We start from the raw sequence: 19,326 nt of genomic DNA, 5'->3' as shown, positions 1-19,326 counted from the left end.
TTTGCCCGAAATGCGGCGTTTTCTTTCTTTAGCTTAATTCACCTTGTGCTTTCTGTACAAGATATAACTTCTTCCGGCATAGGACAGGGGAACGCTCCATACGTGGACAAGCCGGGTGAACGGCCAAAAGGCGAAAATGGCGAATCCGGTGAGCGCATGGATCTTGAACGACAGAGGGACGCCCATCATATAGGACGGGTCCGGACGCAGCAGGAACAGGTCCCGGAACCAGACCGAGATCGTGTCCCGGTAGTCGAATGACGGATTCGTCACATTCGTCACGACCGTGGCATACATCCCCATGAACACGATGAACAGGAGCAGTGCATTGACGATGAGGTCTGACGTCGTGCTGAGCCGGCGCACGCTTTTGATCGAGTACCGGCGGAATGTCAGGATGATCATGCCGAGCAGCGTGATGAATCCGAAGAATCCGCCGATATAAACCGCCCCGATGTGGTACAGATGGTCACTGACCCCAAAGGCGTGAAGCCAGGATTTCGGAATGCCGAGCCCTGAGATGTGGCCGAGAATGACCGGGATGATCCCGAGGTGGAACAGCAGGCTTCCGACCATCAGCTGTTTTTTTTCGATGAACTCGCTTGACTTGGCCGACCAGTGGAACTTGTCGGTGCGGTAGCGGTAAATGTGGCCGAGAATGAAAATGACGATGCAGATGTAGGGGAAAATGACCCACAGAAACTGATCACCCATGCTCATGAGCCGGCGCCTCCTGTTCTATACAAGCTTTGAAGGTTTCCCGCAGTCCCTTCACGAGATGGAAATACGGACTTTCCTCCTTTTCAAGCGCTTTTACGAGATGGTAGGTCCCGTCTTCCAGGACCGCCATCAAAATCCGGAAACTGTCCGGTGTCCGAGGGTCGCCGAGCCACTCTGCTGCATACAGGAATTCCAGGATGATCGGCAGGTAATCCGACAGCTCCTCGTCCGGCATTTCCAGCCCGTACATTTCATAAAGCACCTTGAGCTTGGCCAGCATCTGCCCCCGCTCGCGGGCATCTTCGAATTTGAACCAGGTCATGTAGAGGGCGCAGTCCTTTTCGAAGTCAAACGTGGCCGTGTACATCTCCTGGATCTCGTCCCCATCAAATGGCTCCATGAGGGCACCGAATTCGAGGACATGGTGCCGGGCGGGATGATCCGCCCCGAACACCGCCTCGATCGTTTCCCGGCTGAAGTCCTGGTTTTCCGGCCAGATGAGCTGGTCTGCGAAAAAGCCGAACGACTCTTTATACGTATACAGCTTCCGGTGATCAATCACGCCAGATTCCCCCGTAGAAGTTCTCTTCGTAGATTTCCTTGCCGGTCTTCATCGTGGTTCCCGCCGGGCTCGCCGGTCCGCAGCCATCGCAGCCGGCTCCCCCCGTGCCCATCTGGCCGAGGCCCATCGTGTCGCTTCCGAAGCCCGCCGACCCCTGTGCGCTGTAGGAGTTCTGGTCTTCTTTGTGCGACGTCGGGATGACGAACCGGTCTTCATACTTGGCGATTGCGAGCAGCCGGTACATCCGCTCGGTCTGCTCCGCCGTCAGGCCGACCCGCTCAAGGCGGGATTCGTCGAACTCCTTGCCCGAGGAAAGGGCGCGCATATACTGGCGCATCATCGCCATGCGCTGGAGGGATTCCTTCACCGTCTGCGTGTCGCCGGCCGTCAGCATGTTCGCCAAGTATTGGACCGGCGTGCGCATCTCTTCGATCGCAGGGAAGATCATGTCCGGATTCTTGATCGAGTCCTTGCCTTCAAAGTAGTTCATGATCGGCGACAGCGGCGGCACGTACCAGACCATCGGCAGCGTCCGGTATTCCGGGTGCAGCGGGAAGGCGAGCTGATGCTCGATCGCGAGCTGGTAGACCGGCGAGTTCTGGGCGGCCTCGATCCAGTCTTCGGCGATGCCGTCTCGGCGGGCCTGCTCGATCACTTCAGGGTCGAACGGATCCATGAACAGGTCGCACTGCGCCTTGTACAGGTCCTTTTCGTCCGGCGTCGATGCCGCTTCGAGCACCCGGTCGGCGTCATACAGAAGGACGCCGAGGTAGCGGATGCGGCCCGTGCAGGTCTCGGAGCAGACCGTCGGGAGGCCTTCTTCGATCCTCGGGAAGCAGAACGTGCATTTCTCGGCTTTGTTCGTCTGCCAGTTGAAGTAGACCTTCTTGTACGGGCAGCCGGTCGTGCAGTACCGCCAGCTCCGGCACGCTTCCTGGTCGACGAGCACGATGCCGTCCTCGTCCCGCTTGTAGATCGCGCCTGCCGGGCAGGACGCGACGCAGCTCGGATTCAGACAGTGCTCGCAGAGTCGCGGCAGATAAATCATGAACGACTTTTCAAAGTTGAACTTGATCTCTTCCTCGATTTTCTGGATGTTCGGGTCCATTGGTCCGGTGACCGTGCCACCGGCCAGGTCATCCTCCCAGTTCGGCCCCCACTCCAGATCCATCTTTTCGCCCGTCACGGTCGAGTAGGCGCGCGCGACCGGCGGATGCTCGCTTTCCGGTGCCGTCGTCAGATGCTCATAGTTATAGGTCCACGGTTCATAGTAATCGCGCATCTCCGGCATGTCGGGGTTGTAGAAGATCTTCCCTAGGGCGATCTTCGACAGCCGGTTCCCGGATTTCAGCTCCAGGTTCCCTTTGCGCATCTGCCAGCCGCCCTTGTACAGTTCCTGATCTTCCCATCTCTTCGGATAGCCGACGCCCGGCCTTGTTTCCACGTTGTTGAACCACATGTACTCAGCGCCTTTGCGGTTCGTCCAGGCCGTTTTGCACGTGACGCTGCATGTGTGGCATCCGATGCATTTGTCCAGGTTCATCACCATGGCAATCTGTGCTTTAATCTTCAAGCCAGTTGACCTCCTTCGTCTTGCGGATCATCACGTATTCATCCCGCTGGTTCCCGATCGGTCCGTAGTAGTTGAATCCGTAGCTCAGCTGGGCATAGCCCCCGACCATCTGGGTCGGTTTCATATGGATGCGCGTCGGGGCGTTATGGCTGCCCCCGCGCGTGTCCGTGAGGTCGGACCCCGGCGTCTGGATATGCCGGTCCTGCGCGTGGTAGGCAAGCATCGTACCGCGCGGGATCCGGTGGCTGACGACGGCTCTCGCCGCCAGCACGCCGTTCCGGTTGTACACTTCGATCCAGTCGTTGTCGCTGATGCCGTGTGCGCCCGCGTCGTCATTGTTCAGCCAGACGACCGGGCCGCCCCTGAACAGCGTGAGCATGTGCTGATTGTCCTGGTACATCGAGTGGAAGCTCCACTTGCCGTGAGGGGTCAGGTAGCGGAGGACGAGCGAGTCGTGGCCGCCCTTCACTTCCTTGTCCCCTGCGCCGAACACCATCGGCGGCAGCGTCGGCTTGTACACCGGCAGTGCCTCGCCGTACTGCAGGAAGATTTCATGGTCGATGTAGAAATGCTGGCGCCCGGTGAGTGTCCGGAACGGCACGAGCCGCTCGATGTTCGTCGTGAACGGCGAGTAGCGGCGGCCGGATTTGTTGGACCCGCTGAACACCGGCGTCGGGATCACTTCCCGCGGCTGTGCGGTGATGCTCTGGAAGGTGATCCGTTCCGCTGCCCGGTCCGCGGAAATGTCGGCGAGTTCGACTCCGGACATCTTTTCCGCTTCCTTGTACGCTTTCTGCGAGACGCCGCCGTTTGTGGCGGAAGACAGATGGAGCACCGCATTGGCCGCCTGGCGGGCCGTCTCGATTTTCGGCAGTCCGCTTTTGATCGATTCATCGACGAACACGCCGTTGATGCGCTTCAGTTCCTCGTACTCCTCCGCCACGGAGAAGCTGACGCCATGCGCGCCGGTCTTCCCGACGGACATGTTCGGTCCGAGCGTCACGTACTTGTCGTGGATCTTCGTGTAGTCCCGCTCCACGATGCTCAGATTCGGCATCGTCTTGCCGACGACCGCTTCCGTCTCCCCCTTTGCCCAGTCTTTGACGAGTCCGAACGGCTGTGAGATTTCGCTAGCCGAGTCGTGGGCGAGCGGAGAACTGACAAGGTCCTTGTAGACGCCCGGCAGATGGGTTTTCGCCATTTCCGAGAATACCGCGGACAACTGACGGAACGTATCCCAGTCGGTCCTCGACTCCCATAGCGGGTTCACCGCCGGGTTGAACGGATGGACGAACGGGTGCATGTCGGTCGAGGACAGGTCCGTCTTTTCATACCAGGTGGCCGCCGGCAGGACGATGTCCGATGTGAGCGGCGTCGTCGTCATCCGGAAGTCGATCGAAACGAGCAGGTCGAGCTTGCCTTCGACGTCTTCCCGCCACACGATTTCCTCCGGCTTGTCCTTTTCATTCGGACGCGCAAACATGGCGTCCTGCGAGCCGAGCAGGTGCTTCATGAAGTATTCCTGTCCTTTTGCCGAACTGGAAATCAGGTTCGAGCGCCAGACGAACAGCGAACGGGGGAAGTTTTCCGGTGCGCCCGGATCTTCGATTGAGAACTTCGTCTTGCGCGAACGGATCTCCTCGGCGGCACGCTCGACGATTTCTTCATTTGTCTCTTTCCCTTCCCGGGCGGCCTCTTCGGCGAACAGCAGGCTGTTTTTATCAAACTGCGGGTAGGACGGCAGCCAGCCGAGCCGGGCGGCGAGGACGTTGTAGTCGGCCGGGTGCTGGTAGTCAAGCTCGCCGGCAAGCGGCGACTTCAGCGTATCGGTGCCCCGCTCCTCGTATCTCCACTGGTCGGTCGCAAAGTAGAAGAACGACGTCCCGTTCTGCAGGCGTGCCGGGCCCTGCCAGTCTTTTGCAAATGCAATCGACGACCACCCTTCGATCGGGCGGCACTTTTCCTGGCCCACGTAGTGTGCCCAGCCGCCGCCGTTGACGCCCTGCGACGCGGTCAGGAGCACGAGGTTCAGGATCGAGCGGTAGATCGTGTCCGAGTTGAACCAGTGGTTGATGCCCGCGCCCATGATGATCATCGAACGGCCGCCCGTATCGAGCGAGTTCTGGGCGAATTCACGCGCGATCTGCGTCACGACGGAAGCCTTGACGGTCGTGATCTTTTCCTGCCACGCCGGTGTATAGTGGGAGTCGGCGTCGTCATATCCCTTGGCGTTGTAGGGGCTGTCCGTGCGCGCAACGCCGTACTGGCTCATCATCAGGTCATAGACGGTTGCGGCGTATTGCTCCGTGCCGTCGGCGAGCCGGACTTTGCGTGCCGGGATGACACGGCGGAATGTGCCGTCGCCGGATTCGTCGAAATACGGGAAGACGATTTCCTTCCATTCCTCGCCGTGGCCCTCGACGGACAGCGCCGGCTCGATGCGCGTGCCGTCTTCCTTGTCGAGGATCAGGTTCCACTTGCCGTCTTTCTCCCAACGCTGGCCGACAGTCCCGTTCGGAACGACCATCTCGTCCGCCGCTTCGTCGAAGATGACCGGCTTCCACTCGGCATTTCCGGTGTCTTGTCCAAGGTCGCTCGCCCGGAGGAACCTGCCTCCCTTGAGTGCATCTTCGTGCGGGTCGAGCAGGATGAGGAATGGCATGTCGGTGTATTGCTTGGCATAATCGATGAACATCTTTTCTTTGCGCTTCTGGTAGAACTCATCGAGGATGACGTGCGTCATCGCCTGTGCGAGCGCGGCGTCCGTCCCCGGGTTCGGGGCGAGCCAGTTGTCGGCGAACTTGACGTTGATCGCAAGGTCGGGCGCAACAGACACGACTTTCGTGCCCTTGTAGCGCACTTCGGTCATGAAGTGGGCGTCCGGCGTCCGGGTGAGCGGCACATTCGAGCCCCACATCATGAGGTAGCCGGCATTGTACCAGTCGGACGACTCCGGCACGTCGGTCTGTTCGCCCCAGATCTGCGGCGAGGACGGCGGAAGGTCCGCATACCAGTCGTAGAAGCTCAGCATTTGCCCGCCGAGCAGGGAAATGAAGCGGGCGCCCGATGCGTAGCTGATCATCGACATCGCCGGGATCGGCGTGAAGCCGGCGATCCGGTCCGGGCCGTATTTGCGGATCGTGTAGATGAGCTGCGCCGAAATGAGCCGGAGCGTGTCTTCCCAGCTGACGCGCACGAAGCCCCCCTTGCCGCGCGCCCGTTTGTAGGAGCGGGACTTTTCGGGATCCTCGACGATGCTTGCCCACGCATTGATCGGATGACCGCCGTGTTCTTCGAGCGCGTCGCGCCAGAGCCGCCAGAGCTTGCCGCGCATGTACGGGTACTTCACGCGGAGCGGGCTGTACTCATACCAGGAGAACGTCGCGCCGCGCGGGCAGCCGCGCGGTTCGAACTCCGGCATGTCGGGGCCGCAGGACGGATAGTCGATCTGCTGGTTCTCCCATGTGATGATGCCGTTTTTCACGAACACCTTCCAGCTGCAGGAGCCCGTGCAGTTGACGCCGTGCGTCGTCCGGACGACTTTGTCATGGGACCAGCGCTGGCGGTACATGTTCTCCCAGTCCCGGCTTTTCGCCTCCAGGATCGACCAGTTCCCCGAATAGCTCTCGACCGGCTTGAGGAAGTTGAGCCCATATCTTCTCTTTTTCATCATTCGACACTCCTTTGTTAGGCAGGCAAAGCTTCGAGAATCGCCAATTCTCCTAGTTTGGATGATTCTATTATGAAGTTTCTAATTTCTTCGTCCCATTAGGGAATGACCTATTAGCGTTCGGGAATTCCCTCGTTCGGGCTTTTCGGAAAATAAAAACGCCCTCCTCATGAAAGGAGAGCGGGACCGGCCGGGAGTTCATCCATCCGGCCTTTTTCGATTTTGACGATGCGCGTGGCGACCCTGCGGGCTTCATCCATGCTGTGGGTGACCAGGAGGACGGGGATCTTCCAGTCTGCATGAATGCGCATCAGTTCTTCGCGGCACTTGATCCTCGTCGCATCGTCGAGCGCGGAAAACGGCTCGTCCAGCAGCAGGAGCCGCGGCTTCATGGCCAGCGCACGGACAAGTGCGGTCCGCTGCTTTTCTCCCCCGGAAATTTCGCGGGGGTATTTGCCGAGCAGGCCGCGGATGCCGAGCAGGCCGGTGAGCTCGGTGACATGCGGGGGTTCGGGCTTGCCGGGCAGGCCGAACAGGATGTTGCCGCGGACGGTCATATGCGGGAACAGCGCATAGTCCTGGAACAGGTAGCCGACCTGCCGGTCCCGGATCTTCACCGTCCGGCCTTTCCCGAAGAGTGTCCGGCCGTCCAGGACAATCGTGCCGGCGTCCGGGTCGGCAATGCCGGCGAGGCAGTTCAGGAACGTCGTCTTGCCCGAACCGGACGGGCCGACGATGGCGACGATTTCCCGGTCCATCGAAAAGTCCGCTGCCAGTTCGAAATCCGGCAGTTTTTTGTTGAACACCGCTTTGAGCATTTCGTTCATTCCCTTCCCCTGAGACGGGCGGTTTTCCTGCGGCGGCCGTTCAGCCAGGTGATCGCTGCGAGTCCGAGCAGCGTGATGAGCACGACCCAGAACGCGGCTTCTCCCGTCCGGCCCGCTTCATAGGAAAAGTAGATCGCGAGCGGAACGGTCACCGTTTCACCGGGGATGAAGCCGGCGATCATGAGCGTGGCGCCGAATTCGCCGAGCCCCCGGGCGAAGGCGAGCACAAGTCCGGCAAGGATGCCCGGCCAGGCGAGCGGGAAAGTCACTGTCCGGAAAATGCGCCATTCGCCGACGCCCATCGTGCGGGCCACGTCTTCCCAGCGGGGGTCAACTTTTTCGAACGCGCCCTGCGCGCTCTGGTACATCAGAGGAAGCGAGACAACGAATGAAGCGATCACCGCGCCGACCCATGTGAAGACAATCCGGATGCCGAACCAGTCTTCAAGCAGCCGGCCGACCGGTCCGTTGAGGCCGAACAGCATGATGAGACCGAATCCGACGACGGTCGGCGGAAGGACGAGCGGCAGCAGAATGAGCGCCTCCGCGATGCTTTTTCCGGGAAAGTCCCGCCGGCCCAGAAAACGGGCGAGCGCAGTTCCAAAAAGAAAGACGAGCACCGTCGACAGGACGGCGACCCGCAGCGACAGCGCGAGCGGCGAAAGGTCCGGAATGCCCATCATTCCCCGTCCGGCACGGTGAAGCCGTAGTCTTCGATGGACTGCCTGCCCTGCCCGCCCGTCAGGAGTTCAAGGAAATCTTCCGCCTCGGCCTTCAACTCCGTCTTCTTCGCGATGGCCGCCGGATAGCGGATCGGCGTGTCTCCCTCAGGCAGTTCCCCCGCCACATGCGCCTTTTTCGAGATGAAGGCGTCCGAAGAATAAAGGATGCCGTATTCCGCATTGCCGCTTTCCACATAAGACAGCACCTGGCGCGCGTCTTTTCCGAAGACGAGCCGGCGGTCCAGTTCATCCCAGATGCCGAGCTCCCTGAGCGACTCTTTCGTGTACTTTCCGACCGGCACACTGTCGGGATCGCCGACCGCGATTTTCCCTTCCGACTCCAGCAGGAGCTTTTCTGCCGGCGTGCTTCCGTCCGCTTCCCCCGCGGTGGCCAGCACGAGTTTATTTCCGGCGAACACCCGGATGCTGTCCGGGTCGACCAGGCCGTCTGCCGCCATTTTGTCGATGTCTTCTTCGCTCGCCGACAGGAACAGGTCAAACGGGGCACCCTGCTCCATCTGTGCCCGCAGCTTCGTGGATGAGCCGTAGTTCACGACAAGCTTCACCCCGGGATGGGATTCCTTGAACCCGGGCTCCAGCTCGGCCATTACTTCCGCCAGGCTGGCCGCGGCCGAAATGCGCAGCTCCTCTTTTTCTTCCGCGGCGCCCTGGCTTCCGCAGCCCGCAAGCAGAAACAGGACACACGCCGCCGCGTTCATCAGCTTTCTCATCTTCCTTCCCCCAGTCTCTTAAGTTGTCTGAATCAAAAGTAGAATAGCCGGCGCATCCTGTCAAAGACTTTCGGTTTGATCAGGGAATTCCCTGTACCGGCGCAGGGGACTCCCGGGACGGTCCGCCGGAATCTATGTCGTATGCTATACTGAATGAAAAATCTGAAAGGGCGGAGACCGATGCCGGGACCAGCACTGAAACAGCTCCACGCCCACCACGCCATCCACCAGGGCGGACTGACAGGAGCCATCCAGAAAACAAAGGAAATGGAAGACCTGATCAAGGCGAATGAACACGAAGTTGCCCGCCAGGCGGCTGACCATCTGCTCGATTACTGGGAAACACGCGTCATCAGCCATGCGGACGCCGAAGAAGAAGGCTTCTATCAGGAGATGGTCGAGCTTCATCCGGAACTGGATGAAGCCGTCGTCCGGTTGACGCGCGACCATGACCTCCTCCGCATCATCGCGGCGGACATCAAAGGCATGCTCGAAAAAGACGGCCTGACGGATGAGGTCATCGAGCAGTTCCATGCACTTCTCGTCGTCAATGCGATCCACAGCCGCGACGAAGAACGGATGCTGCTGGACGAGCCGAACCGATGACGGGCCGGGAAACCGCCGTCGTCCGCCGGAACGATCCGTGCCCGTGCGGAAGCGGCCAAAAGTATAAGAAATGCTGCGGATCCGACACCGGCCGCGAACACCTCCGGCAGCAGACCGACCGGGAAACCGCCGAAGTGATCGCCGGATTTTTCGAAGCCCATCCGACTCCCGCCGAGCGCCGGGCATTGCTTGAGCGCCACCGTGAATACGGCAGTGAACTCGAACGGCTTCACGGCGAGGAAGAGGCCGCCGCGATCATCGGCGACCTGTACTTCTTCCGCGAGGCGGTCGGCGAGTGGAACGGCTATGTCCGCCGCTCGGCCAGACCCGGCCAGCGGGCGCAGACCCAAGACGCCGTCCGGGGCTTTGAAGACCCGCTGTTCCTTGCCGCACTTGTCGCAGGTGCGGGAGACGGAATTCTTCGGCTCAGCGACCTTGTGTCGGGAGAGGCGTTTGAACTGCGGACTGATGCGGCGGTGAAAGCGGCCGCAGGAGATGTGCTCATCGGGTTTTTCGTTCCCCAACCCGGGGAAGACCATCTGCTCATGCCGCTCAACAGCCTTGTCCATGCGCAGGGCGCGGACGCAGGAGCGATGCGGAAGCTGAAGGAAGCCGCGATGGAAGCAGGTCTGGCGGATGCACAGGAATTTCACGCAAAGCATCCGCTTGCGGCTTACCGGTTGTTCGGACAAGCGGAAGGACAGCCGATTTCCGTCGCGGACGATGTGACGGAAGTCTGCGACCGGATGGAAGAGTTCATGATCGGCCGGGATCTGAAGGACGACCGGCTGCTTGAGGCCTTTTTCCATTACATCGGCGGACTGGAGACCGTGCCGTCGGAGGCAATTGCCGGCGCCGTTTGGCACGCCGTTTCTGTGGGCTCGTTTAAACTCGGATGGACGCTCGAAGAGACGGCCGGGCGGTTCGGGACCAATCCGGCCGAGACGGCCGAATTTGCGGAAGCGTTCGCGGAATTTATTGCCGGGGCGGACGTACCGGATGACGAGGAAGAAGAGCCGGTGTATGCGTTCGGCGTCGGAACCGATCCGATTGCGGCCGAGTTTTCACAGTGGAATCTGTTCATGCACCTGGCAAAGGCGGAGGTTGCCGATGAAAAGGCACTGCGCCGCCTGATGGAGGCCTATGACGGGAAACCGTACATGCCGGCCTCTCCCGTGGAAGAGGCGCAGGTCCGGGCCTATGAGGCTTACCTGGCAAAAGAGCCGGGACTGCGCACAGAAAAGTCGGCGGAGGCGCTCCGGCTGGATTCTCAAAACTCGGATGCGCTCCTGCTTGCGGCAGAGCGCGCGGAGGCCGGAGATGCGCGGCTTGAGCTGCTCCGCCGGGCGGTCGAAGCCGGCAAGGGAGAATTCGAAGAGGAGATGGATGTGGCGTGGGGGTATCTGCCGAACCGGCCGTATTTGAGGGCCCGGTTCGCTCTCGCCGTCCATCTGTGGGAACTGGGCCGGATGGAGGAAGCGTTCAAGGAGCTGTATGCGCTTCTCCGGCTTAATCCGGGTGACCATCAGGGTGCCCGCTACGTCGCCCTGTCGGCGCTCATTTCGCTCGGTCGCCTGGACGAGGCGGAAAGCCTTCTGGACCACTATGAGGAACCGGGTGCGGACAATGCGTTTTATGCATGGTTCCGCTGGGCAGCCGAGCGCAGGCGGAATGTGCTCGGCACAGCTGCGGAAGAGGCCTACCGGACGGCGTCGGACCAGAACCCGTATGCCGTGAAGTGGGTGCGGGATCGGCCGGCCGCTGACCCGTATCCGAAATCGGCCGCCGTTACGCCGAGATCGCCCGAAGAGGCCCGTCTCATCTGGACGTTTCTGGAAAAGACCCTGGAAAAGAATTAAGTTCAAAAACCCCGCATCGCCGTTTGTGGCCATGCGGGGTTGTTCATTTCATTAAGATCCGCCGTTTCCAGAGGATGAAGCGGCAGCGGCGGAAGCGGCAACCCCCGCTGCCATTGCGGCCTGCTGGGCCCGGAGGATCTGCTCGATCGAGGCCGCCATTCCGATGTCGACGGCGTTGTCCGCGCCCGCCGCTTCCTTGAGTACGGCCTGGATGCCGAACGAGAACGCCATCTCCCTGTACCATCTGAACAGCTTCATATCCGAGAGGGCGCGGGTCACGCCCACGATCCGGTCGACCGCAGATTGTTCCACATGGAACGCTGCGAGGAAGCCGAGCATCGGATAATGGAGCGGCTTTAGCTTCACCCCGGCCTTTTTGAAGCGTTCCCGAAGATCCGCCGCCGCTTCCGCCCGTTTTCGGTCGAACGAGGCATTGCCGTAAGTGAGCGTCTGGGACATCCACTGAAGTTCATTGCCCGCCCGGAAACCGAGCGACCGCAGTTCACTGTAGTACTCTTTCATCACGTCGGCAAGCTTTTCCGGACTGCCGCCTTCTTCTCCGAGCAGGACGGCGAATGCATAGTCGTCGTCCGACGTGAGGAAGCGGTGGCGGCGCTTCATCTCGTCATAGAGGAGTTTGCCGGCGACCGCGCGCTTTCTCGCTTCGGGTCCGCCGTTTGGCAGCAAGATCGCGGCCAGGTAGGAATGAATCGTGTTCCGGAACCCGAGTCCGCGCAGCATCTCCTGGTTCTCCATCAAATCATCAACGACCGACTCCGCCGTTCCTTCCTGATTGTCCAGCAGCGTTGCGAGCATCGGGTGGATCTGTCCCCGGACAGGCGAAAACCACCCGGACCGGCGCTTCAGCTCATCCGAAATCTCCATCAGCCGGCGCCCGTCGAACGGCCGGTCCGCCAGCGCATAGGCGCCCGCCATCGACAGCAGGATCCGCTTGTCGACCGTCCAGCTGAACAAATTCTGCAGTTTTGGATAGACCTCTTCAAACCGTCCCTTGAGTTCCGCGTTTTCCATGGGGATCACTCCTTGTGCCGATATATACGGATGGATGATGGAAAAGATTCGTCCCGTCTTTGCCGCCGGGCGAGAAGACCGGTTCATCCATTGAATCGCCGCTGTGCCCGATTGATTCCACGAGTATACCATACCCGCTTCATTTCCCCGGGGATCCCATAAAAAAGCCCGCCCGGTTTGGAGCCGGACGGCCTATTCCATTATTCTGCCGGAACGGCAATCTCCCGGGCGGCCCGGATCAGACCGGAGATGGACACAAGGTCGTCCCGGTGAAGGGCGTCGACGATGGCGCTGCCGACGATGACGCCGTCCGCCGCCCGGCCGAATTCCCGGACATGCTCCGCAGAGGAAATTCCGAAGCCGGCGAGGACCGGTACGTCCGCGATTTCCTTCAGCCTTCTGAGCCGTTCGGCGGAAGAGCCGCCGAATGAATCGCGGGCACCCGTGATGCCGTCGACCGTAACCGCATAAATGAACCCTTCCGCCGCGCCGGCGATCGCCCGGATGCGGTCTTCCGGCGCAGAAAGCGGGACGAGCCGGATGAAGGCCACATCGACCATCCGCAGGGCGTCCTCGAGAATGGCGCTTTCCTCAAATGGCACATCCGGAACGATGACGCCCGCGATGCCGGCCTCCAGGCAGTCATTCGCAAAGGTTGCGACGCCGTGGCTGAGGACCGGATTGAGGTACGTCATGAGAATGACGGGAATCCGGACTTCGTCGGAGAACCCCGCGACCGTGCGGATTACATTGCCGAGCGTCACCCCTTCTTCAAGCGCGCGGATCCCGGCCTGCTGGATGACCGGACCGTCCGCCGCCGGATCGGAAAACGGGATGCCGAGCTCAACGGCGGTCGCCCCCGCCTCCTGGAGGAATAACACCTGCTGTTCGAGCCGCCCGAGTCCGCCGTCGCCGGCCATGATGTACGGGACGAATGCACAGCCGCCCTTCCGTTTCGCTTCATTGATCGCCCCGGTGAGCTTGTCAGCCGTCATGCTCGGCCGCCTCCCTTCAATGCTTCACGCACAGTGATGACATCCTTGTCGCCGCGGCCGGACAGGCAGATCACGACGATTCCGTCTTGAGGCATCCCCTTCGCCAGCTCGACCGCATAGGCAACGGCGTGCGAGCTCTCAAGCGCGGGAAGGATGCCTTCCGTTAGGCAAAGGAGCTTCAGCGCATCGAGCGCTTCGCCGTCGGTCACCGAACCGTATGTAACGCGGCCCGTGTCGCGGAAGTGGGAGTGTTCGGGCCCTGCTCCCGGATAGTCGAGTCCGGCCGAGATGGAGTGGGCTTCCCGGATCTGCCCGGCGTCTTCCTGGAGCAGATACATGTAGGCACCGTGGAGTGCGCCGGGACGTCCGCCGGTGAGAGCGGCTGCATGCTTGCCCGTCTCAATGCCGCTTCCCGCCGCTTCGACGCCGTGGAGCGCGACCTGCGCATCATCGACGAACGGGTGGAACATGCCGATCGAGTTGCTGCCTCCGCCGACACACGCCACAACGGCGTCCGGCAGCCGGCCTTCCTTCTCTAGGATCTGCCGGCGCGTTTCGGTGCCGATCACGCGCTGGAAGTCGCGGACGATTTCCGGGAACGGATGCGGCCCGAGCGCAGAGCCGATGATGTAATGAGTGTCCGAGACGTTGGCGACCCAGTAGCGGAGCGCTTCGTTCACCGCATCCTTCAGCGTGCCGGATCCTCCGTCGACGGAAATCACCCGGGCGCCGAGCAATTCCATCCGGAAAACGTTCAGTTCCTGGCGGCGGATGTCTTCGCGGCCCATGAAGACGATGCAGTCGAGGCCGAGAAGCGCACAGGCCGTTGCGGTCGCGACGCCGTGCTGGCCTGCACCGGTCTCCGCGATGATCTTGCGCTTGCCCATCCTCCGCGCGAGCAGTGCCTGGCCAAGCGCGTTATTGATTTTATGCGCGCCGGTGTGGTTCAGGTCCTCGCGCTTCAGGTAGATCTTCGCGCCGCCCGCCGCTTCGGTCAGCCGCTCTGCAAAATAAAGCGGCGTCTCGCGGCCGACGTAATCGGCCAGGATGGTGTCGAGTTCCGATTGGAACGCCGGATCTTCCTTTGCCTCCCGGTATGCCGCCTCCAGTTCAAGAAGTGCCGGCATGAGCGTCTCGGGGACGAACCGCCCGCCGTAATCCCCGTATCTTCCTCGTTCATCCGGTGCGCTGTAAACCGCTTTTTCCACTTTCACCATCACGCTTCTCTCCTTTCCCTGACTTGTGCAATGAACGACCGGATGAGCGCGGGATCTTTCCGCCGGTCCCGCTCCACGCCGCTTGACACGTCGAGTGCAAACGGCCGGACTTGTCTGACGGCGTCCGCCGCATTGCCCGGATTCAGGCCTCCGGCGATGATCGTGCGCTCGATCGGAATGCCCGCCCGGTCGAGCAGCGACCAGTCGAACACCCGGCCGCTGCCGCCGCGGAAGTCTGTTCCCGGCGCATCAAACAGCCAATAGTCCACCTCATAGTCCGAGGCCCGCTTCACGTCTTCTTCCGAACGGACGGAAAACGCCTTGATCGACGGCAGGCCGATCCGCCGGATGCTTTCGGGCGTCTCGTCTCCATGATACTGGATCAGATCGAGCGGCACATTCCGGTGGACGGTGAGGATTTCTTCTTCGGGGGCATTCACGAAGACCCCGACCTTCAGTACGTGGTCCGGCACGAGCCGGGCCAGCTTGGATGCCCAGACCGGGTCCACCCGCCGCCGGCTCGGGGCAAAGACGAACCCGATTGCATCCGCGCCTGCCCCGACCGCCGCCTTCACATGGTCGGCTTCCATGAGTCCGCAAATCTTCACTTTCGTCATCGCTGCACCTCCTCCGCCGTCTTGCCCGCTCTCTTGAGCGCCCGGATGGCCTCTTCGGGATCGCCGCTCTTCATGAGCGCTTCGCCGACGAGAATGCCGTCCGCACCTGCCTTTGCCGCGCGTGCGGCTTGTTCGGGAACGGAAATGCCGCTTTCGCTGATGAGATAGCCGCCCGGCCGGTTGCCGGCCTGCGCGGCCAGTTCCTCTGTGCGTCCGAGGTTCACCCCGAACGTCTTCAGGTCCCGGTTGTTGATTCCGATGAACGGGGCGCCGAGTTGGAGTGCACGGTCCATTTCTTCTGCGTTGTGCACTTCCACAAGCACATCGAGCCCCGCTTGTGCCGCATATCGGTAAAGCTCTTCAAGCCGCCCGTCCGTCAGTGCGGCCGCGATGAGCAGGATGACCGAGGCCCCCGCTTGAAGTGCCCGGTCGATCTGGAGCTCGTCAATGACAAAGTCCTTGCAGAGGACCGGGATCCGGACCGTTTCCGCCACGGCGGCCAGGTCCTCATAGGAGCCTTTGAAGAACGCTTCCTCGGTCAGCACCGAGATGCAGGCGGCGCCCGCCCGTTCATAGGCGGCGGCCTGTTCCGCCGGATTCACGCCGCCGTTGATGAGTCCCTTTGAGGGCGAGGCCCGCTTCACTTCGGCGATGACCGCAAGGCCGTTTTCATTTGAAAACATCTCGGCAAGCCGGGGCCGCGGATGGCGGATGGCGGGACTCGCCGGGATTTCGTCCCGCAACGTCTGCAGCCGCCGCTTCTTTTCTTCCAGAATTTCGTCCAGGATCGTCGTCATCGGGCCACCGCCTCTTTTCTGTATTGTTGCTGGAACGCCGTGACGGCTTCCAGTTTCTCCATTGCCTTGCCGGATGCAAGCGTGCCGGTCGCCAGTTCCACGCCTTCCTTTGCCGTCCGGGTCCTGCCGGCCGCGAACAGCCCGATGCCCGCGTTGAATGCAACCGTGTCGAAGTGCGGGCCCTTCTCGCCGGAAAGCAAACGGCGGATGATCTCCGCATTTTCCCTGCCGTCCCCGCCCCGGATGGCGGATGCCGGCGCGTGGTCCAGGCCGACATCTTCCGCATCAAGCGTGAACGGGATCAGGTCGCCGCGGTCGAGCAGGACAAAATCGTTCGGCCCCGCGAGTGATGCCTCATCCATGCCGCCGGCGCCGCAGACGACGATGGCGCGTTGTCTTCCCTGCATGCGCAGGACCGAAGCATACCCCATCGTGAATTCTTTCCGGCTGATGCCGGTGAACTGCGTGTCAAGCGGCATCGGATTTGTGAGCGGTCCGGTGAGGTTGAAGATCGTCCGCCGTCCGAGTCTTTGCCGGACACCGCCGATCCGCTTCATTTTCGGATGCAGCTGCGGCGCGAACAGGAACGCGAGCCCTTCTTGCCGGAGCTGTTCGGCGGTTTCCTCCGGATCCTGTTCCAGCCGGATGCCGAGCGCCTCGAGCACATCCGAACTGCCCGACTTGCTTGAAATCTTCCGGTTGCCGTGCTTGGCGACCGGCACGCCCGCCGCAGCCAGCACGAATGCGGAAGCCGTGCTGATGTTGAAGCTGCCAGATCCGTCGCCGCCCGTCCCGCAATTGTCAAAGTAGGGGGCGTCCGGAACCCGCGGCTTGATCGCCAGTCCCCTCGTCACTTCGGCGAGCGCCGCCACTTCATAGGCCGTCTCGCCCTTTTCGGCCAATGCGACCAGGAACTCCCCGATTTCCTCTTCTGATGTCCGTTCATCAAACAAAAACAGGGACGCCTCCGTCATTTCTTCATAGTTCAGATCCTTGCCGTTTCTCACTTTCCGGATAAACTTTCTCATCTCTGCTCATCTCTCCTCTGCTGATCTGTTCCATGGCCCGCGGGCCGCATTGCGTCTCACTCGAGGGTCTTTGCGACTCACTCGGAGGCCATAGCGTCTCACTCGCGCGGCTTTGCGTCTCACTCATCCATTCGGTACTTGCCGCCCGCGAAACTCCCTTGCTTCTTCCAAAAAGGCGGCGAGGAGCCGGTCTCCCCGTTCGGTGCCGACGGATTCGGGATGGAACTGGAGCCCGTATACAGGATGGGCCGTGTGCCGCATGGCCATGACGGCGCCGTCTTCCACCGAGAAAGCATCTGCGCACAGCTCCAAGGGCAGCGAATCCCGTCCGAGGACGGCGGAGTGGCAGCACATCGCCCGGAACGGCTGCGGAATGTAGGCGAAGAGTCCGCCGCGCTCATGCCGGACGGCGACAGATTTGCCGTGACGGATCGACCGGGTCTGCCGCCGCGCATCCGCGCCGTACACTTCCCCGATGATCAGCTGGCCGAGGGAGACGCCGAGGGTCGGCACCTCTTTGCCGAATGTCCGGACGATTTCCAGGGACTGCGGCCAGTCGGCGGGCGTCCCGGCGCCGGATGACAGGACGATGGCGGCCGGGTCGAACTGCCGGACCTGATCCGGCGTCGCTTCCCCCGCGGCCAGGATGCGGACTTCCTCTCCGAGCATCGCGAACGCGCCCGCCAGGTTGTGCGTGAATGAATCTTCGTGATCCAGAAGCAGAATCATTTGGCCACCTCCATGAGCGAACGGGCTTTGTTCACGGTTTCCATAAACTCCGCTTCCGGCTTCGAGTCAAACACGATCCCCGCCCCGGCCCGCACCGACGCCTCTCCGTCTTGGATGAAAAACGTCCGGATGGCGAGCGCCATGTCCATGTTGCCGTTGAAGCCGATATAGCCGACCGACCCGCCGTACAATCCGCGCGGCGACGGCTCCAGTTCGTCGATCAGCGCCATCGCCCGGCGTTTCGGGGCACCGGTGACCGTTCCGGCCGGAAGACAGGACACGATGGCGTCAAATGCATCGGCATCTCGCCGCAGCTTCCCTTCCACTTCCGACACGAGATGCATGACATGTTCATACTTCACGAGCTCCTGATAAGCCGTCACCCTGACCGTTCCCGGCTCGGCCGCCGCCGCGATGTCGTTGCGGCCGAGATCGACGAGCATGTCGTGCTCGGCCAGCTCTTTCGGGTCTTGCCGTAGATCCGCCTCCAGCACCCGGTCCTCATCGGAATCCGTCCCGCGCGACCGCGTGCCCGCAATCGGGTTCATCGAAAGCACCCCGTCCTTCACCTTGACCAGGCTCTCGGGTGACGTGCCCGCAATGACGGTTTCCCCGAGATCGATAAAATACATATACGGCGACGGATTTTGTTTCCGCAGCTGCCGGAACAGCGAAAACGGATCGCCGGCAAACGGGGCACGCAGTTCCCGCGACAAAACCGCCTGATACAGTTCGCCGTCCGCGATGTGCTGCTTCACTTTCCGCACCGCCTCTTCAAACGACTCCCGGTCTGTGCCGGAGACGAACTCGCCGAGCGAAAATCCTGAGGGTTCTTCTTCCGCTCCGTGAAGGATCTCTTCCTCCAGCCGGTCCGCCGTTTCATCGCATCCGTCTTCCAGGCCGGTCTGCACGATGGACACCGTTCCGAGCAGATGGTCGAACACGATGACCGTCGAATACACATTGAGCAGCACATCCGGTCCGGCCTGGCCATGCCGGCTTTTCAGCCCCGCCGCCCCGTATCCGACCGCTCCGACCGCCCCCCCGGCAAACGGGAATTCCGTGCCTGCCGCCACTCTCGGCAGCAGGCGCTGGAGCAGCCGGATGGAATCTCCTTCATGCTCATACACTTTGCCCGTCCGGCAGTTTGTCTCCTCCAGAACGCCGCCTTCGCCGCGGAACACCTTCACCGGATCCTGTCCAATGTAGGAATAGCGGCCCGACCCGTCGCGGGCACACGAACTTTCCAGCAGAAACTTCCGCTTCCCCTTCAACCTTCTGAACACCGCGATCGGCGTCAGCCCGTCGCCTTCCAGCCGCCTCGCCGCCACTCTTTTCTCAGCTGTTCTCAACTCTGCTCAGCTCCTCTTTTTTAAGAAATAAAAAATCCCCCGCAACAGGCACAGAAGTCCTGTTGCGGAGGACGGAATCAAATCCGCGTTGCCACCTCCGTTGGGGCAAAACGCCCCCGCTCGGCCATGCCCGGATGAAGCGGGCATGCTCCCTTAACGCGGGAAGGACGTCCGCCGCAGAAAAGCTGCGGCGGCTCTCACAGGTCCATTCACACACGGGGCGCGCCGGCTTCCACCCACCGCCGGCTCTCTGGGCCGCCCTTCGCATGCTACTCTTCCTGTTCTGCAA

The 19,326-nt window shown here is 61.5% G+C and carries 17 protein-coding genes and 1 other annotated feature (1 of these 18 cut by a window edge); of the genes, 2 read left to right on the top strand and 15 right to left on the bottom strand.

The genetic code is table 11. From position 1 onward, the window contains the following. Positions 1-33: 33 nt before the first annotated feature. The 7 genes from narI to modA form a co-directional block, all read right to left on the bottom strand. Positions 34-714 (bottom strand): respiratory nitrate reductase subunit gamma, encoded by a 681-nt coding sequence (gene narI, locus ACFFIY_RS01255; RefSeq protein WP_354194801.1) that lies wholly within the window; start codon positions 712-714, stop codon positions 34-36. Then, entirely contained in the window at positions 707-1,282 is a 576-nt protein-coding gene (gene narJ / locus ACFFIY_RS01250; protein WP_354194094.1) for a nitrate reductase molybdenum cofactor assembly chaperone, read from the bottom strand. The genes narI and narJ overlap by 8 nt, the downstream gene beginning before the upstream one ends. Further along, positions 1,275-2,855 (bottom strand): nitrate reductase subunit beta, encoded by a 1,581-nt coding sequence (gene narH, locus ACFFIY_RS01245; RefSeq protein WP_354194092.1) that lies wholly within the window; start codon positions 2,853-2,855, stop codon positions 1,275-1,277. Before narH ends, narJ begins: the two co-directional genes overlap by 8 nt. Further along, on the bottom strand, positions 2,845-6,525 hold the full coding sequence (locus ACFFIY_RS01240; RefSeq protein WP_354194090.1) for a nitrate reductase subunit alpha: 3,681 nt from the start codon (positions 6,523-6,525) through the stop codon (positions 2,845-2,847). The genes narH and ACFFIY_RS01240 overlap by 11 nt, the downstream gene beginning before the upstream one ends. 167 nt (positions 6,526-6,692) lie before the next feature. Further along, on the bottom strand, positions 6,693-7,343 hold the full coding sequence (locus ACFFIY_RS01235) for an ATP-binding cassette domain-containing protein (RefSeq protein ID WP_354194799.1): 651 nt from the start codon (positions 7,341-7,343) through the stop codon (positions 6,693-6,695). 5 nt (positions 7,344-7,348) lie between these two features. Continuing rightward, positions 7,349-8,032, bottom strand: a complete 684-nt coding sequence (gene modB, locus ACFFIY_RS01230; protein WP_354194089.1) for a molybdate ABC transporter permease subunit — start codon at positions 8,030-8,032, stop codon at positions 7,349-7,351. Next, the gene (modA, locus tag ACFFIY_RS01225; protein WP_354194087.1) at positions 8,032-8,805 is read right to left on the bottom strand and encodes a molybdate ABC transporter substrate-binding protein; all 774 of its coding nucleotides are present in this window, start codon (positions 8,803-8,805) and stop codon (positions 8,032-8,034) included. The genes modB and modA overlap by 1 nt, the downstream gene beginning before the upstream one ends. A gap of 180 nt (positions 8,806-8,985) precedes the next feature. On the opposite strand from modA, the gene ACFFIY_RS01220 reads away from it, so the two are divergent. Then, the gene (locus ACFFIY_RS01220) at positions 8,986-9,411 is read left to right on the top strand and encodes a hypothetical protein (protein WP_354194085.1); all 426 of its coding nucleotides are present in this window, start codon (positions 8,986-8,988) and stop codon (positions 9,409-9,411) included. Continuing rightward, entirely contained in the window at positions 9,408-11,270 is a 1,863-nt protein-coding gene (locus ACFFIY_RS01215; RefSeq protein WP_354194083.1) for an SEC-C metal-binding domain-containing protein, read from the top strand. The genes ACFFIY_RS01220 and ACFFIY_RS01215 overlap by 4 nt, the downstream gene beginning before the upstream one ends. Before the next feature lie 51 nt (positions 11,271-11,321). On the opposite strand, the gene ACFFIY_RS01210 is transcribed toward ACFFIY_RS01215, so the two are convergent. The 8 genes from ACFFIY_RS01210 to ACFFIY_RS01175 all read right to left on the bottom strand — a co-directional run bounded on the left by ACFFIY_RS01210 (position 11,322) and on the right by ACFFIY_RS01175 (position 19,037). Beyond that, on the bottom strand, positions 11,322-12,302 hold the full coding sequence (locus ACFFIY_RS01210; RefSeq protein WP_354194081.1) for a DUF4003 family protein: 981 nt from the start codon (positions 12,300-12,302) through the stop codon (positions 11,322-11,324). Positions 12,303-12,502: 200 nt separating this feature from the next. Beyond that, positions 12,503-13,297 carry a tryptophan synthase subunit alpha gene (gene trpA, locus ACFFIY_RS01205; protein WP_354194079.1) on the bottom strand — a complete coding sequence of 265 codons (795 nt, stop codon included), beginning with the start codon at positions 13,295-13,297 and terminating at the stop codon, positions 12,503-12,505. Next, positions 13,294-14,514 carry a tryptophan synthase subunit beta gene (gene trpB, locus ACFFIY_RS01200; RefSeq protein WP_354194077.1) on the bottom strand — a complete coding sequence of 407 codons (1,221 nt, stop codon included), beginning with the start codon at positions 14,512-14,514 and terminating at the stop codon, positions 13,294-13,296. The genes trpA and trpB overlap by 4 nt, the downstream gene beginning before the upstream one ends. Continuing rightward, positions 14,514-15,131: a phosphoribosylanthranilate isomerase gene (locus ACFFIY_RS01195; RefSeq protein WP_354194075.1), complete on the bottom strand. Its 618-nt coding sequence runs from the start codon at positions 15,129-15,131 to the stop codon at positions 14,514-14,516. The genes trpB and ACFFIY_RS01195 overlap by 1 nt, the downstream gene beginning before the upstream one ends. Continuing rightward, positions 15,128-15,928: an indole-3-glycerol phosphate synthase TrpC gene (gene trpC / locus ACFFIY_RS01190; protein ID WP_354194073.1), complete on the bottom strand. Its 801-nt coding sequence runs from the start codon at positions 15,926-15,928 to the stop codon at positions 15,128-15,130. Before trpC ends, ACFFIY_RS01195 begins: the two co-directional genes overlap by 4 nt. After that, entirely contained in the window at positions 15,925-16,956 is a 1,032-nt protein-coding gene (gene trpD / locus ACFFIY_RS01185; protein WP_354194071.1) for an anthranilate phosphoribosyltransferase, read from the bottom strand. The genes trpC and trpD overlap by 4 nt, the downstream gene beginning before the upstream one ends. A gap of 123 nt (positions 16,957-17,079) precedes the next feature. Continuing rightward, a complete protein-coding gene (locus tag ACFFIY_RS01180) occupies positions 17,080-17,685 on the bottom strand; it encodes an anthranilate synthase component II (RefSeq protein ID WP_354194069.1) in 606 nt (201 codons plus the stop codon). After that, the gene (locus ACFFIY_RS01175; RefSeq protein WP_354194067.1) at positions 17,682-19,037 is read right to left on the bottom strand and encodes an anthranilate synthase component I family protein; all 1,356 of its coding nucleotides are present in this window, start codon (positions 19,035-19,037) and stop codon (positions 17,682-17,684) included. Before ACFFIY_RS01175 ends, ACFFIY_RS01180 begins: the two co-directional genes overlap by 4 nt. A 64-nt stretch (positions 19,038-19,101) precedes the next feature. After that, positions 19,102-19,326, bottom strand: a binding site (T-box leader); it runs 6 nt beyond the window's last position.

Origin of the sequence: Bhargavaea ullalensis (genome assembly GCF_042432615.1) — a bacterium.
Lineage (GTDB): Bacteria > Bacillota > Bacilli > Bacillales_A > Planococcaceae > Bhargavaea > Bhargavaea ullalensis.
The sequence above is the reverse complement of the archived record's forward strand: the minus strand, read 5'-3'. Positions and strand labels throughout refer to the sequence as shown.

Excerpts from the sequence above, each read along its gene's own strand:
- narI (WP_354194801.1), bottom strand. The coding sequence starts at position 714 with ATGGGTGATCAGTTTCTGTGGGTCATTTTCCCCTACATCTGCATCGTC.
- ACFFIY_RS01240 (WP_354194090.1), bottom strand. The coding sequence starts at position 6,525 with ATGAAAAAGAGAAGATATGGGCTCAACTTCCTCAAGCCGGTCGAGAGC.
- ACFFIY_RS01235 (WP_354194799.1), bottom strand. The coding sequence starts at position 7,343 with ATGCTCAAAGCGGTGTTCAACAAAAAACTGCCGGATTTCGAACTGGCA.
- modB (WP_354194089.1), bottom strand. The coding sequence starts at position 8,032 with ATGGGCATTCCGGACCTTTCGCCGCTCGCGCTGTCGCTGCGGGTCGCC.
- modA (WP_354194087.1), bottom strand. The coding sequence starts at position 8,805 with ATGAGAAAGCTGATGAACGCGGCGGCGTGTGTCCTGTTTCTGCTTGCG.
- ACFFIY_RS01220 (WP_354194085.1), top strand. The coding sequence starts at position 8,986 with ATGCCGGGACCAGCACTGAAACAGCTCCACGCCCACCACGCCATCCAC.
- ACFFIY_RS01215 (WP_354194083.1), top strand. The coding sequence starts at position 9,408 with ATGACGGGCCGGGAAACCGCCGTCGTCCGCCGGAACGATCCGTGCCCG.
- ACFFIY_RS01210 (WP_354194081.1), bottom strand. The coding sequence starts at position 12,302 with ATGGAAAACGCGGAACTCAAGGGACGGTTTGAAGAGGTCTATCCAAAA.
- trpA (WP_354194079.1), bottom strand. The coding sequence starts at position 13,297 with ATGACGGCTGACAAGCTCACCGGGGCGATCAATGAAGCGAAACGGAAG.
- trpB (WP_354194077.1), bottom strand. The coding sequence starts at position 14,514 with ATGGTGAAAGTGGAAAAAGCGGTTTACAGCGCACCGGATGAACGAGGA.
- ACFFIY_RS01195 (WP_354194075.1), bottom strand. The coding sequence starts at position 15,131 with ATGACGAAAGTGAAGATTTGCGGACTCATGGAAGCCGACCATGTGAAG.
- trpC (WP_354194073.1), bottom strand. The coding sequence starts at position 15,928 with ATGACGACGATCCTGGACGAAATTCTGGAAGAAAAGAAGCGGCGGCTG.
- trpD (WP_354194071.1), bottom strand. The coding sequence starts at position 16,956 with ATGAGAAAGTTTATCCGGAAAGTGAGAAACGGCAAGGATCTGAACTAT.
- ACFFIY_RS01180 (WP_354194069.1), bottom strand. The coding sequence starts at position 17,685 with ATGATTCTGCTTCTGGATCACGAAGATTCATTCACGCACAACCTGGCG.